Source organism: Pseudomaricurvus alkylphenolicus (assembly GCF_011683955.1).
GTDB lineage: Bacteria > Pseudomonadota > Gammaproteobacteria > Pseudomonadales > Cellvibrionaceae > Pseudomaricurvus > Pseudomaricurvus alkylphenolicus.
Window position 1 is genome coordinate 1 of sequence record NZ_JAAQPI010000012.1, and the last position, 15,214, is coordinate 15,214.

The 15,214-nt window shown below is 54.7% G+C and carries 11 protein-coding genes; 6 read left to right on the forward strand and 5 right to left on the reverse strand.

Annotated features, from left to right (window positions below):
- Window positions 1-223: 223 nt before the first annotated feature.
- The 3 genes from HBA55_RS25415 to HBA55_RS25425 are packed head-to-tail and all read right to left on the reverse strand — an operon-like array spanning window position 224 to window position 3,006.
- Window positions 224-1,651 carry an aryl-sulfate sulfotransferase gene (locus HBA55_RS25415; RefSeq protein WP_166997252.1) on the reverse strand — a complete coding sequence of 476 codons (1,428 nt, stop codon included), beginning with the start codon at window positions 1,649-1,651 and terminating at the stop codon, window positions 224-226.
- Window positions 1,652-1,684: 33 nt separating this feature from the next.
- Window positions 1,685-2,617, reverse strand: coding sequence for an MBL fold metallo-hydrolase (locus HBA55_RS25420; protein WP_166997254.1), 933 nt, complete (start codon window positions 2,615-2,617; stop codon window positions 1,685-1,687).
- Window positions 2,618-2,649: 32 nt separating this feature from the next.
- Entirely contained in the window at window positions 2,650-3,006 is a 357-nt protein-coding gene (locus HBA55_RS25425) for a helix-hairpin-helix domain-containing protein (RefSeq protein WP_166997256.1), read from the reverse strand.
- A 286-nt stretch (window positions 3,007-3,292) separates the two neighbouring features.
- Here HBA55_RS25425 and HBA55_RS25430 point away from each other — a divergent pair, with 286 nt between their 5' ends.
- Window positions 3,293-4,558: a helix-turn-helix domain-containing protein gene (locus HBA55_RS25430; RefSeq protein WP_166997258.1), complete on the forward strand. Its 1,266-nt coding sequence runs from the start codon at window positions 3,293-3,295 to the stop codon at window positions 4,556-4,558.
- Between the two features lie 82 nt (window positions 4,559-4,640).
- Window positions 4,641-5,969 carry a helix-turn-helix domain-containing protein gene (locus HBA55_RS25435; RefSeq protein ID WP_166997260.1) on the forward strand — a complete coding sequence of 443 codons (1,329 nt, stop codon included), beginning with the start codon at window positions 4,641-4,643 and terminating at the stop codon, window positions 5,967-5,969.
- 13 nt (window positions 5,970-5,982) lie between these two features.
- On the opposite strand, the gene HBA55_RS25440 is transcribed toward HBA55_RS25435, so the two are convergent.
- On the reverse strand, window positions 5,983-8,265 hold the full coding sequence (locus HBA55_RS25440; RefSeq protein WP_166997262.1) for a DUF3604 domain-containing protein: 2,283 nt from the start codon (window positions 8,263-8,265) through the stop codon (window positions 5,983-5,985).
- 179 nt (window positions 8,266-8,444) lie between these two features.
- On the opposite strand from HBA55_RS25440, the gene HBA55_RS25445 reads away from it, so the two are divergent.
- Window positions 8,445-10,712, forward strand: a complete 2,268-nt coding sequence (locus tag HBA55_RS25445) for a DUF3604 domain-containing protein (RefSeq protein ID WP_166997264.1) — start codon at window positions 8,445-8,447, stop codon at window positions 10,710-10,712.
- 385 nt (window positions 10,713-11,097) lie between these two features.
- Here HBA55_RS25445 and HBA55_RS25450 read toward each other — a convergent pair whose 3' ends face one another.
- Complete coding sequence (locus tag HBA55_RS25450) at window positions 11,098-12,102, reverse strand: AraC family transcriptional regulator (RefSeq protein ID WP_166997266.1); 1,005 nt, start codon at window positions 12,100-12,102, stop codon at window positions 11,098-11,100.
- Window positions 12,103-12,238: 136 nt separating this feature from the next.
- Here HBA55_RS25450 and HBA55_RS25455 point away from each other — a divergent pair, with 136 nt between their 5' ends.
- The 3 genes from HBA55_RS25455 (at window position 12,239) to HBA55_RS25465 (ending at window position 15,211) form a co-directional block, all read left to right on the forward strand.
- Entirely contained in the window at window positions 12,239-13,207 is a 969-nt protein-coding gene (locus HBA55_RS25455) for a carbohydrate kinase family protein (protein ID WP_166997268.1), read from the forward strand.
- Window positions 13,204-13,899 carry a class II aldolase/adducin family protein gene (locus HBA55_RS25460; protein WP_166997270.1) on the forward strand — a complete coding sequence of 232 codons (696 nt, stop codon included), beginning with the start codon at window positions 13,204-13,206 and terminating at the stop codon, window positions 13,897-13,899. Before HBA55_RS25455 ends, HBA55_RS25460 begins: the two co-directional genes overlap by 4 nt.
- 67 nt (window positions 13,900-13,966) lie before the next feature.
- Window positions 13,967-15,211, forward strand: coding sequence for an aminotransferase class III-fold pyridoxal phosphate-dependent enzyme (locus HBA55_RS25465; protein WP_166997272.1), 1,245 nt, complete (start codon window positions 13,967-13,969; stop codon window positions 15,209-15,211).
- The last annotated feature ends 3 nt before the right edge of the window (window positions 15,212-15,214 follow it).

Consider the following 15,214-nt stretch of genomic DNA (forward strand, 5'->3'; position numbering starts at 1 on the left):
CGGGCCGAAGCCAACGAACATCTCCGGCAGAACCGGCGGATTACGGCGCAAGCGCCTAATCCGCCCTACGCATAAACAACGCCGTCAGAGTACCAATCCTGCGAGTTTCTAAGACCGGTTATGGCACTTTGCTGCCTATCCAATCCCGGCACCGTGGGCGCCACAAAAAAAGGGCAATCAGCTCTCACTAATTGCCCCAATACAAACTCCGAAACTCAAGCGACTACTTCAAAACCACCGGTCGTGCCACCTTCTCCCCACGACCCTCAAACCGAAAATCCTTCATCTCCGGCGGCGTCACCGCCACCTCCTCAGGCCGCTGCAACTGCGGCACCCAATCATAAGGCACCCGGTAACCACGAAACACCGGATTATCCCCACCCGGATTGCGCCACTTGGACTCCACAAACTCCCACACAATCTCCAAATCCTCGGTCACCTCGAACATCCGTCCATAAGCCGCCTCAGTAATCAACGTATTCCCATTCGGCAAGCGCTGCGCATTACTCTGAAACGGTGAAAAAAACTGATGCGGATTTCGTACAGAGCCATGATTCGCCTTCTCCGCCGAATACTCCCACACCACCTCCAGCGTCACCGGATTCACCTCCAGCACACGGGAATAATGACGCCGCATCGTCCCCAAGCCATGAGGCGCACCAGGAACCGCATCACCGACACCAGACCAACCACCATTGTCAAACACCAACAAATTACCCGCCCCGGGCAAACCCACTGGAATAATATGCGCCCCATGAGAACCAATAATCGGCCCCATTCTACGGGTACGCGGATCACTGTCATAATCCGGCCCCATCTTCCACACAATCTCACCCGTCTTGCGACTCGTGATAGCAATAATGCTGGTGTTGCGTGACGTCCACAAAATATTATCCGGATGAAAACGCTCATCCCCCTCGTCATACCACTTGTTCGGTCCCACCCAGGAAACCGCATTAATATGCGCCCAATCCACCGCACTCTTACCGGCGGCTACCGCAGCCCCGCCATTGTGCGACATAAACCGATGAGCACCGTGCAACGCCTCCCGCGCCACCTCATCCAAACCCAACTGATCAATATGATCGTTAATATCCCATTCCCAGAGAATATTGCCTTCCCAGTCCACCTCCAGCAAAAAATTGCCCTCAACCGGACCACCCTCCATCACCTCAGGTCGAACCTTCTGCCCCTTGGTGCCGCGAAACTGCGCATTCAGCAACGTTCTTCCGCCCTTGACCTTGGGCTCCATATTCGGCGCCGGCGTATAATAGCCAACGGGGTTACCCTCACGGTTAATATCATGACTGTTATAAGCGCCGTCATACTTCCAGATCACATTGCCATCCCAATCCAGCACATGGGCCGTCGCCTTCTTGATGGTGCCGAACTGGCCGCTGATATGCCCGCCAGGCAAAATCTTGGCGGAGTGCCCCAACAAACCCTTCCACTCCTTCACCACCTTGCCGTTCATATCCACCATATAGGTGCTGGCATCTCCCCACCAACTGGGGCCAATCAGGTTATACCCTCCCCACGCCTTTTCCGGTTTATAGATCAGTGTTCCCGTCGGATATACCGAGGGAAAAGAAGATACCAGTGACGGTATCAAGGCCATTCCAGCCAGAGCCAGTTTGAGTTTTGTCTTCATCATCATCTCTCATTGAATGGTTAAACATGTGCGTTAGAAAACATCGAGATCTTGCGCAGCAATCACCTCGCCGGAATACTTGGATTTGATCTCCTCAAGCAATCCCTCCCGGGATCCACCCCACAACAACAGGTGGTAAAGCACCAGCAACTTCGGTTCCGCCTCGTTGGCAATTTCCGCCAGCTCGAATGTGGAGGTGTGATTCTCCGCGTGATACTGCTGCCAGAACTCACTCTTTTGCTTGTAAGTTTTGCGGTAGTAAACTTCGTGAATCAGCATGTCAGCTCCGCTCGCATACTCCATCAGCTTTTCGGAAGGCGCCGTATCGCCTGAAATTACGATCACCTTGTCCGGCGTAGTAAAACGGTAACCCCAGGCATTGGGCCAGTGACCATGGGGAACGGGAAAGGCTTCCACCACCACATTGTCATCTTTGTAGATCACACCCTCTTCCCGAATTTCATGACTGTTCACCCTCCAGCCTTGATTATTGGCAGGCTCCGCCCCATAAAGGCGATACCGAATATCCTCCTGGTAAGCCTCCAGAATATTGTTGGTCATCGCAGTTAAGCCTTCGGGGCCATAGACCTCTAACGGAGCATCCCGACTCATCACCCAGGGCGTCAGAATCAGATCCGGGTAACCGGTGGTATGATCGGAATGCAGATGCGTCAGAAACGCGCGCTTGATCTTTCTCACTTGCAAACCCGGAATATCCCCCCCATAGCGGGGTGAAAAGCGGGCTGCCTGACGGATCAGACCGGGACCGAAATCAACAATATAGGGAGTATCCTTAACAACGATGGCAATGGAACAACCGGATTGAAACGGAGATGGGTTGGGTGTACCGGTCCCGAGCATCACCACCTTGGTAATGTCGGAATCGGAGAAATCCCGCTGCGCCCAGCTGGCTCCACACAAAACCAATCCCATCGCCACAAACAGCAGTTGAATGCGTATTGGCATCTCAAAACCTCAATTGAAAATATCCATGGGTATCAGTAGTTGGGAATGGCCATGCTGTTATTGCCATCGCTTCGCGCCAGTGAACGAGAGACCAGATTGCCTTGCGCGTCCCTCTCAGGATTGATGCGCTTGAACAACTCAGGCGTTAACCCCCTGACCTTGAGCAAATCCCTGGGATGTTTAAAGGGACCATGGGTATCCCGGTGGTTGACAATCGCCCGCGCCAGAGACCGGGAAACATAATCAATCTTCATCAATTTGAAGGAAGAGGCGGTGTTGAGATTAATCTCGTCTCCGGCCAGCGCCCCCACAGTGGAAAAACAGAGACCGAAAAATATAACCAGCGAGGCCGCCAATTTGGTCATGCAGCTGATAGGGTGGAACTTCATGGTAAACGAACTCCTGCAGTTGGGTATCGAATAAACAATCTACCCACTCCTCCCCGACGATGCGTCCACCCCCACCGTCATGCACCCAAAACCGGGCGCCAAGCTCTGCGCCGATCCCTGCGGACTCTAATCTGATAAAAACCTGATATAAGACAACAACTTATTGATAGTATCCGGATACAGCGGCGACAACTGCCGGCGCTAAGTGACTATAAGACTGGCAACAGCCGAATCAGTTTGTTATAAGAATTGACGCCCTTTTTATAATGAGAGACGTAACAGCTTGATGGATTGGATAGGTCTGCTTTACGGGTTTGGTATTCTTCAGGGGCTGGTGTTGGCTACGGTACTGTGCCTGACCCCCAGTGGACATCCGGTGGCCAATCGCTTTATGGCGGCATTGGTCATTGCTATAGGCACGTTCCTTATCCACAGCTGGCTCATTCGCAGCGGCTACTTTCTCCGCCACCCGACCGCCTGGACCTTACTGCCTTCGCTTATATTTAGCTGGGGGCCATTGCTGTTTTTCTATGTCCACAGCATGACCGGCCATTCGATCCACTCACGGCAGATGCTGCATTTCTTACCCGCCCTTCTGTTAACGCTGATAACCACGGTGAGCTTCTGGCAGGAGAGTGAAGACGTTCAGCGATCTTTCCTTCAGTATTTTTGGAGCCCGCGGGACGACATCGAATTAATCACCCGGTTTCAGGCAACCGTGCCGCGCTTTTGGCAGCTGTGGACGGACTGGCACGTTCAAGGCAATTTGTTTGCCCTGCACTTTGCCGGCTACTGCCTGATCGTGTTGAGGCAGATTCGCAACCACAATGCCCGGCTGGTGCAGCACTACTCCTCCGTGGAAGAAATGAACCTGCGCTGGTTACATACCCTTACCCTGGCCTGTCTGGTATTTGTCGCTGTTTATATGCTCTTCAATCGGACCACCGTGTTAAGAGCCGGGTACTTCAATGCAGACGCCCTGGCTCCCAGCGTGCCCTTTCTGTTCCTGGTGGTGTTGGTTTATATCATTGGTATTGCCGCCACCTTCCAGTCCAACCTGATCAGGGGATTAGCACCGGTAGCCGCCGCTGCGCAGACGCGTAATGCCCCCCCTCAAACTGAACCGGCCGCAGTAGCCACCGAGCAGGTTCAACCGTCAACCACCACAAAATACGCCCGCTCCGGCCTGAGTGACGAAGACGCGGAAGCCTACAAGCAGCGACTGATCTCTAAAATGGAGTCCGAGCGCTATTATCTGGACTGTGATTTAACCCTGCCGGATCTGGCCCAGGCGGTTGATCTGACCCCCCATCAGGTTTCGCAAGTCATCAATGAGCGCTTGAACCAGAGCTTTTTTACGTTTGTCAGCGAATATCGGATCGAGCTGGCGAAACAAATGATGGCGAATCCCAAAACGCGCCAGATGCCCATAGTGGATTTGGCGATGGAGGTGGGGTTCAAATCCAAATCTTCGTTCTATAACGCTTTCAAAAAGTTTGCCCGGATGACCCCTACCCAATACAAGAAGACACTGCCAACCGACAGCACATAACGCCATCAATAAATGAACTTCCGCGGTGTTCTTTGACGACATCCATTGGTACTATTTGAGAAATTTTGGGCGCAGCTGTTCTATGGATTTTGTTGGATTTCTCTTTGGTTTCGGCCTGCTGCAGGGCCTGATCCTTGCCGGGGTGTTACTCTTCGCCCGCAGTGGCCATCGCCTGGCCAATCTATTTATGTCGGGACTGGTGGTTGCCATCGCACTGAGCCTGTTGCAAAACTGGCTGGTCCGGGTCGGCTATTTCTTTGATCATCCCTCGACGGGGCTCTTGATTCCACCCCTGGATTTTCTTTGGGGGCCACTGCTTTTCCTCTATGCCTATAGCCTGACAAACCGCTCTGTGCATTGGCGACAGGCTCTGCACTTTGTTCCCTCTTTGTTTTTATTGGCAAACTCCGCCAATTTTGTGCTCTACAGCCAGGAGGAACAGAGTGCCATCCTTTCCTACATCTGGAGTCAACACACCGACACCGCGCTGGAGCAGCAGGTTGCCAGTACTGTACCTGCGGTCTGGCGCCTCTGGATCGACTATCATCTGCAGGGCAGCTTGTTTGCCCTGCATTTTGGCACCTACTGCGCTTTGGTTCTGAGGCAGATCCGACAGCACAATCAGAGAATGCAGCGACATTTTTCATCCCTGGAACACATGAATCTCCGTTGGTTACGTGCACTGGCGCTGACTTGCCTGTTTTTCCTGCTGGTTTTTCTGACCTTTAACCGTTCCCAACTGATTATCGTCGGTCACTTTGATGTCAACGCGCTGATCCCCAATATTCCCTATTTGTTTTTGGTTGTCTTGATCTATATCGCTGGCGTGGCAGCCATATTTCAACCCAATCTCATTACCGGTGTTAACGCGGCCCTGGACAGCGACCCCAACACGCAGTCAGATTTACCAAATCCCAGTTCCGATCCTGCTCCCGCCCCGGCGACAGAGGTCGAAATACACGACCTACCTGAACCGGTAAAGGAAAGTACGCCATCAGTGGCTGAACACCGTACCGAAGAAGAGAAACCCAACAAATACGAACGCAGTGGCCTCAGTATTGAAGATGCCGAACGCTACAAGATCCTATTGATGCAAAAAATGCAGGAAGAGGAATTGTATCTGGATTGCGAACTGACGCTGCCGGAGCTCGCCCAGAAAACGGGGCTGACCCCGCATCAGGTGTCCCAAGTACTTAACGGACAAATGAATCAGAACTTCTTCAGCTTTGTGAACAACTACCGTATTCAGCTGGCCAAGACTCTGTTAAGTACCCCGGAAACCCGCAATATGCCGATCGTGGAGTTGGCGGTGGAAGTGGGTTTTAAGTCCAAATCCTCATTCTACGATGCCTTTAAGAAAGCCACCCAAATGACGCCAACCCAGTTCAAGAAAAGCGTTGAACAACAATGACGTGGGTTTTGCCTTAGCGCCTCGCGTAGTCGACAAAAATCGGTGACGACCAGGCCCGATGCTCTGAAGGGGCCAGACAATCGTCACTGTAGTCCGTACGCTCATCGATGTGGCAGGGATTCACCTTAATGCACTGACCATGCTCATCATATTCGCAGCGCAGATTCGCCCCATTGATGGTTGGTGTCGGCTCCTGAATGGCGCGAACATAATAGAGACTGTCACGGCTCATGGCCGAAAAGTCTTCGTCCTCAAACTCGACCACACAACCTTGACCCCGGTCATCACAAGCAAAGCTTTTCCAGGTATCCAGGATCAGCTCTCCCAGGTCCTCCTCGGGCTCAACCTGGGGGGTGATCTTCACCACCTCGATACGTGAAATACGGTGGCGTTCATCATCCGGGTTATAACACTCGCCATAGCACACTTGCTCCAACCTTTCCGCAGTCAGACCAGAGACCGCGTAATCCGGGCACCCCGGCTGCTGCTTAAAGGCCCCCAGAGCCCGAACCCGAAAACGGGGAGTCTCTGCCATTTCCAGTTCGGAACCCATTGGTTGTTCTCCATTGTTGCCATTCAATAGATCAAACCAGAGCAGCATGCGGGGGCCGCTGGTACCGTAAATCTCCTTGCGTTGCAGCGCGTCCCAGATGGAATGGCGATCACGGCCGCTGGCGTGAGTGGCTATCAGTCCACCGGTGTAGACAAACGATCTTGAACGCTCAGTAAAACGCACACTGGCGTCACCGCTGTGCCCATCGAAAGCCACAGGACTGGTCAGGGGTTGGCCTCTGCCGTTCATAATTCGCGACAGCCACTGAGCCTTGGGCCCGGAAATATCCGCCGCATTATGACGTCCTACCTCCTTAAAACCGGTGCCGGCACGGGCAACGTGGTTGTCACTGGAGGCCATCAGCGCAAACTTAAAACGTTCGCTCTCGCCCTCCCCCGCCTCAAAATTTCGTACGGCCAAGGCTGCCTGCACACTGGTGTTCGGTCTCAGGCCACTGACGGGTTGAAAACAATCGTTACACTGGCCGGCGTCAAGCCACTCCTCAACTTCTGAGCCGCCCACCACCGCGAACTCCTTGTGGCCGGCTCGCGCCGAATACAGTCGGGCAAGATCTGCACGGTCGGCACATTGCTGCGCCTCGGTACCTTCAGCCAGACAGCGCTGTTCAATGATGTTGCCTGCCTGCCAGCACATGGCCGTATAGTTGTCTGAGGGCTCCGGGCAGTAGGCATTGCCCAGTTCGTCCAGGGCATAGTCCTTAAAAGGCCGATATTCTTCGGAATTGCCATGGCCGGAATACACCTCGATCATACCCTGCAGCGCCGGGTCGTGATTGCCGGAAGTCAACTGATTCATCCAGCTGGAACCCTGGGGGGTATGGTGGCCCACCGCATTGCCGTGAGGGATAACCATGGTCGGGAAGCCCCACTGCTTGAGCTTGGCAAACAGCTCTGCCGGGGTGCTGGCGTATTCGATACAGTCACTGGGAAGATCGCGGGTGTCCGTGCCTTCCGGGCAGAATTCCGTTTTGGTCTCCCGCAGAAAGTTTTCAAAGTCGTAGTATTGTTGACGGTTGCCCGGATCCAGCGCCGGCAGCAGGTATTTCTTGGCCCCGGTGGACGCCGTCTGAATGGTCTGCAGCGCCGGCCCCATGGCCGCAATGGGTCTCTCAGGCACCTTGTCGTCATCGGTATCCACAAAAATCACGTTCTTGTGACCAAAATGATTCGAAGCCTCGGTACCCGTCTGTGTCCACTCCCAACCTAAAAAGGCGACCGTGTCCGGGTTGGCGGGATCGCCGGCTCCGGCATTGCACTGGCGGATGGTTTCCTTGGTCTCCAGCCAGCGGCGTGGATTGAGGCTCTCCGCGTGATCATTAATGGACCAAAAATCCAGGGCAGAGCAGTAGCGGGCAAAATCGCAGGCATCCGCCGGGGGATGAACACCTTCACCCTGCATTAGCGGTAGGGTGTTGAGATAGGCATCGATGGAAAACGAGGTATGCACATGCAGATCCCCAAACAGGATTTGCTTGTCAGAATCCGCACCCAGCTCTGCCGCTGCACTTTGCTGCTGGACCCGACGATTGCCAACCGCCGCGTGCTTGCCCCCGTTGGCAGCTACAGGAGTTCCGGGATCCATTGCTCGACCATACCAATTCTGGCCAACTCCCAACACATAAATTCCCAATACGGTGATCATCGCGGCCAGTGCCACGCCGACGGTCTTGTTCGTGCTCCAGGTGCCCAACCCCATAGAAAAACTCCGGTTTCGTATGCGCATGTATCAAGCTCCATCTAACCCTATCGGCATGGAGCAATGCGTCCGAACGGATGGGTCTGGATACCTTGGCCCTTGCCCCGTCTGGTCTCCGTTGTTTCCGACCTGACTGACAAAGTCCGTATCCATCGGCACGGACGCATCATCGGCTGCATCCGGGTGACACTGTTCCCAGGAACAAAATGACCATTATTTCGGACCCCACCATGCTGAAAAAACCACTGTTTATGACCACCGCCGCGCTTGCTCTGGGTTCGAGTCTCTACCTGGCCCTGGCCTACCAGGGCGCCTTTGGCAAGCTGGAAAGTGCCGGCAGCGTCAACCCGACGCCACGCCCGGAGCAGGTCACCCAACAAGGTCAACTCGCACAGCAAAAAGTGTCCCCGGCCCGGCAGCAAGACGGCAACCAGATTCTGTTCGGTGATCTGCATGCACACACCACCTACTCCATCGATGCTTTTCAGTACAGCCTGAGCATGATGGGTGGCGAGGGCGCCCATCCACCGGCAGACGCCTGCGACTTTGCCCGTTACTGCTCTGCCCTGGATTTCTTCTCCATCGCCGATCATGCAGAACACTCCACCCCGGACCACTGGCAAGACACCAAAGACAGCATACGCCAGTGCAACGCCACCGCGGGCGATCCATCCAATCCCGACATGGTGGCCTTTCTCGGCTTTGAATGGACCCATGCGGGCACCCGTCCTGACAATCACTACGGCCATAAGAACGTGATTTTCAAAGGTATTGAAGAGCACCAGGTCCCTGCCCGCCCCATCTATGCTCAGGGTGCGGGTATCGTGAATCGATCGGCCAGCCCGGCTGAACGTCTGATCATGCCGTTCTTCGACCCCGCTGACCGCCAGCGGGTCTTTGATTTCAACAAACTCACGGATACCGTCTACGGCACCCCCGAATGCCCTGCTGGAGTGCATGTCCGGGCCCTGCCGGCGGACTGCCGCGAGGGAGCCGCTTCACCGAAGGAACTGTTTACCAAACTCGATCAGTGGGATTTCGATACCCTGGTCATTCCTCACGGCAACGCCTGGGGGGTATACACACCGCCGGGCACCACTTGGGACAAGCAACTCAAAAACGGCCAACAGCGCAGCGACTACCAGTTTATGATCGAGGTCTTCTCCGGCCATGGCAATTCCGAGGAATATCGAGACTGGCGTTCGGTGGAGATCGACTCCATCGGTAATACCCACTGCCCTGCACCCACCGCCGACTACCTGCCCAGCTGCCATCGCGCCGGCGATATTATCCTGGAACGCTGCCTGGCCGAGGGCACCAATCACACCGAATGCGAGCTACGTGCCGACCTGACCCGACAAATCTACGCCCGCAACGGCGTGGCGGGTCACAACACCGTCAGTGGCCTCCTCTTCGAAGACTGGCTCGACAGTGGCCAATGCCGCGACTGTTTTCTGCCGGCGTTCAACCTGCGCCCCGGTGGCAGCGCCCAGTACGCACTCTCCGTCACCAACTTTGACGACCCGGAAAACCCGCAACGTTTTGACTTCGCCTTTATCGCCTCCAGCGACAACCATGTTGGCCGCCCCGGTACCGGCTACAAAGAATTTGACCGCTACGGCATGACAGAAACCTCCGGAGTACAGGAAGAGTTTGCCCGCAACCTCGCCTACCCCCGTTCGGAATACTCTACCCTGCCCCGCGAAGGCGACTTTATGAGCCTGCCTCCGGTCAAGAAGTTCGAACACGAGCGCAGCAGTTCCTTCTTTTACACCGGCGGTCTGGTGGCCGTACACAGCTCAGGACGGGACCGTGATTCCGTTTGGCAAGCGATGCAAAACAAGCAGGTCTACGGCACCAGTGGCGAGCGCATCCTGCTCTGGTTTGATTTGCTCAATAACGATCAAGGGGAAGTGCCCATGGGCTCTACCGTTCATCAATCCGAAGCGCCGCGCTTCCGGGTATCGGCAGTTGGAGCCTTTAAACAAAAACCGGGATGCCCCGATTATGTAATGGATGGTTTGTCCACTGAACGTATGGAAAGTCTTTGTCGAGGCGAGTGTTATAACCCGGGCGACGAACGCCAATTGATCACCCGGATCGAAATCGTGCGGGTTCGTCCGCAGATGAACGAAGGTGAACCGATGCGATTAAGCGATGGAAGTTCTCGCATCGAAGATATCTGGAAAACATTTGAGTGCGAACCCGACCAAAACGGCTGTAGCGTGGAATTTTCCGACCCTGAATTTGGGTCCATGCAACGGGATGTGACTTATTACGCAAGGGCAATTCAGGAACCTGCGCCCCATATCAACGCCGACAACCTTCGCACCCGGTTTGACGAGAACGGAGAACCAATCCGTGTTCAGCCCTGCTATAGTGACAAACGTACCGAACCATCGGATAACTGCCTGGCAATGACCGAAGGCCGAGCCTGGTCATCGCCAATATTTGTTCGCTATCAATCGCGCTGAAGCAGAAAGTTGAACGTCCACTTGGTGCCATAACCGGAAATTCATAATCCTGGTTCAGGGCACCATGGGCATCCGATAATGTCCGCAACGACCGCACGACGTAGGGTGGATTAGAAGCGCTTTGCGCTTCGTAATCCACCGATCCGCCGAAGGTTTAAATTGGCGGCGGCCGTGTACAAATCACCTGTTACAGGCACATTCAAGGGTGTTAAAAACCGGGCCGCAGCCAACGAACATCTCCGGCAGAACCGGCGGATTACGGCGCAAGCGCCTAATCCGCCCTACGCATAAACAACGCCGTCAGAGTACCAATCCTGCGAATTTCTAAGACCGGTTATGGCACAGAAGAAACTATGCAACCAATGCCTATAGCCGCCCAACCGTTTTACCTTTTTCGAAACGCCAACGGCGGTTTACCCGTCCACTTCTTGAAGGCTCGTCGGAAGTTACTGACATCGCTGAACCCCACCAAATAAGCAATATCTTCGAGCAACAAATCAGAAGTTGCCAGATACTGCTTTGCCATTTTTTCCCGGACACTGTCCAGCACCGACTGAAAAGAGCTGCCCTCCGCCTTCAGAGCCCGACGCAAAGTACTTTCGCTCATCCCCATTTCTTCGGCGACAGTATTGATCGACGCAAACTCACCAGGCGTTTGCAACAAGCGACTGCGCACTTTATCAACCACGCCATGCTCACTGTTCTGATCCCGAATCAACTCTTCACACAAATTTATCGCCTGCTGTGAGGCAACAGGATTATGACCCGGCAAAGGCTGATGAATGGCATTGATATCCCAGACAATTTGATTTACCGGTCGATCAAACTTAACAGGACAACGAAAGTGAGCCCTATAGCGATCTTTGTACCTGGGTGCCTGATAACTGAAATGGACTTCCCTGGGCCTGACCGGATCACCTATATAGGTTTGCAGTAAATGAATCACCCCACCCAGGTCTTCTTCTATAAAAAATGGCAACAGATCCCCAACGGGATACAAAGTGTCGGAGGTCAGCGCAAAATAATTATCGCTTACTTGCAAACTGTTTTCGGTCAAACGCGTTGCAGCACCGCTATAGCGCAAGCCAATTCCCAAAGCCTCCTCCAGCGTGGCACAACTGGCCACGGCGTAGCCGAACATGCCCCAGTCCGTAAAATTCATCTGATTGGCAACACTTAAGCCCAATCCAGGATCGGAAGTCAGCGCCAATGCATTGCCAATAAGACACTGTGACTGCGCAAAGGACAAACGGGTATCCTGCCGGCTCAGCTCAACCAGCGTCAATCCCGAACTCTCCATCATAGGTTCCGGATCAAGCCCTCCTGCACGCAAGACTTTGACGACCACATTAAACATGTAAGTAGGAATACAGCGTGTATCAATTGCCATAGCAGCAAATTAGTTATCCGTTTCCAGCAGTCTAATCCGTTTGCCCGAAATTGACCAATTGTGCCCGTTTCGAAGCTATCGGCAAAGTTGGCGCGGCTCTAGGATAGAAGCGTCTGATTTATCCTGAGGCTACACAATGAAAAAACAGTTTGTCAGTATCGGCGTGACCATCCTCGACATCGTCGGCCACCCCATCCGTCAGATACCCGAAGGCGACAGCACCGAGTTGGTGGAATCTATTCAGATCTGCCCTGCGGGCACCGCTGCTGCTCCCGCGGTTGTCGCCGCCAGACAGGGGCTGGAAACCACCTTGATCGGGGCCGTGGGCAATGACGATCTGGGGCGTTTCCTGAGAACCAAACTGCAGGACGAAAACGTCAAAACCGACTGTCTGCAAGTTCGGGATGATATGCCCACCGCGGCAACCATTTTGCCTATCAACAATGAGGGAGATCGCCCCAACTGGCATATGCCAGGGGCGTTTCTAATGTTGGAACTGGACGATAACCGTCGCCAACGTCTGGTCAACGCGGACCATATTCACTGGGGGGGAGTGGGCCTGCTGTTCAACCTTGACGGCGATGTCGGTGCAGAACTGCTGGCCGAGGCCAAAAACAATGGCGCCACCATCTCGGCCGACCTGATCGCCCCGGGCCCACACACGCTCGATTCCATCGCGGCCATTGCCAAATATCTGGACTATTTTATGCCCTCCATCGACGAAGCACTGGAAATCGCCGCAACGGATAATGTCGCCGACGCGGCACAGTTTTTTATCGATCTCGGCGTCAAGAACTGCGTCATCAAATGCGGCGCTGACGGTGCCTACCTGGCGCACGCCTCGGGCATTCGCGAGCAGATACCAGTGATTTCTGAAGTAAAGGTCGTGGATACCAGCGGTTGCGGTGATTCATTCTGTGGTGGCTTCAATGTCGCGTTGGCACATGGCTTTGAGCCACTGGACGCCTGCCGTTTTGCCAGCGCCACCGCCGCGCAGGTTGCCAGTGGTATGGGCTCCGGGGCCGGTGTTGTGGATTTCGAAACCACCTTGAAAATCATGCAGGCGGGCAGCATGACAATTTTGCACCAGGAGCAACCGGCATGACACCTATCGATCATGACAACCAACACGGTCGTCAGCAACTGGTGGATACACTGCGTACTCTGGTAACCAAGGGTCTGACCAGTGGCACCTCCGGCAATGTTTCCATGCGCACCGCTGCGGGCATGATAATTACCCCCACCGGAATTGCTCCGGACCAACTCTTACCTGAACACATCGTTGCCATGACCCTGGATGGACAAATGGGCGACGACCAGTTGACACCCTCCAGTGAGTGGCGCATGCACGCCGATGTCTATCACCATCGGCCGGGGTTAGAGGCGGTGGTTCACTGCCACTCCCCCTACGCCACCATTCTCGCCTGTGCCCACAAGAGTATTCCGGCCCTGCACTACATGATTGCCGCCTCGGGCAGCAGCGAAATCCCCCTGGCGACCTACGCCACCTTCGGCAGCCAGGAATTGTCTGACGCAAACCTTGAAGCCCTGTCCTCATCCCTCGCCTGCCTGCTCGCCAATCACGGCCAATTGGCTACCGGATTTTCACTCGAAGGCGCGCTCAAGCTGGCAGAGTTGGTTGAAGAGCTGGCGCACGCCTACTGGGGTACCCTGGCCATCGGCGGCCCAGAGTTGCTCGCGCGCGAACAGATCGACGACGTCATGGTGGCCTTTGCCGAATACGGCCAGCAAAAGAAACGCCCGGATCTGGCCTCAGGTAATCGCCTGAATCAGTAGCCCTAACCAGCTGGCAACTGCCAGCAGCAAACTTCAGATTCCGCAAAGACCTTTCGGAGAAAACTCAATGAGCAATACCCCGACAACCTATTCACTGAAAATCGACCTCGAACTGCGCCAGCGGGCCCAAAGCGCATTTCCCAACGGTGTTTACGGGCACATGAATGCCGCCTCACTGTCACCCGCACACCCGCAGTTTTTTGCCAGGGCCGAGGGCGGACGGCTTTGGGATGTGGACGGCAATGAATACATCGACTTCATGTGCAGCTACGGCACCAATCTGCTGGGTCACCATCACCCCAAAGTTGACGAAGCCGCCCGCCGACAACAAGCCATTGCTGACTGCACCACCGGCCCCTCCGCTTTAATGCTGGAGCTGGCGGAAACCTTTAACAACAAAGTCGCTCACGCCGACTGGACAATGTTTGCCAAAAACGGAACCGATGCCACCACCATCTGCGTAATGACCGCCCGTGCCCAAACTGGCCGTAACACGGTTGTCCTGGCCACCGGAGCTTATCACGGTGCCAACCCCTGGTGTACGCCCGCCGCCAAGGGTGTTACCGAAGGTGAAAAAGCCAATCAGATCACCTATACCTACAACGACGTGGAGAGCCTGAAACAGGCTGTGGAACAAGCCGGAGATGACCTGGCAGCTGTTATTGTGTCGCCTTTTAAACACGATGTGTTTGAAGATCAGGAGTGGCCTACCGATAATTTCGCCAAGACGGCTCGGGCACTTTGCGATCAAAAGGGTGCGGCATTGATTCTGGACGACGTTCGCTGTGCGTTTCGTTTCACTACCGGCAGCACCTGGGAAACCATCGGTGTATTGCCGGACCTGTGCGCCATGAGTAAGTCCGTCGCCAACGGTTACAGCCTTTCCGTGGTTACCGGCAACGACAAATTCCGAACCGGCGCCGGCGAAATTTACGTGACCGGCTCCTTCTGGTTTGCGTCGGTATCCTTTGCCGCCTCACTGGCCACCATTGAGGCCATAGAAACCGAGGGCGCGATTGACAAGATGCACAGTGCAGGCTCACTGCTGCGCCAAGGACTGGAAGAGCTGGCCGGAAGTTACGGGTTCCATTTACGACAGACCGGTCCGGTACAGATGCCGCTGGTGTTATTTGAGGACGACCCCATGTGGGAGAAGAACAATTTCTTCTGTGCGGAAGCCGCCAGACGTGGCGTTTATTTGCACCCCTGGCACAATATGTTTGTGTGTGCGGCTCACGAAGAACGGGATATTCGAGAAGCCCTGGAGCGGATCGACGGCGCCTTCAGCGCTCTGAAAAAACAGTTTGGATAATCG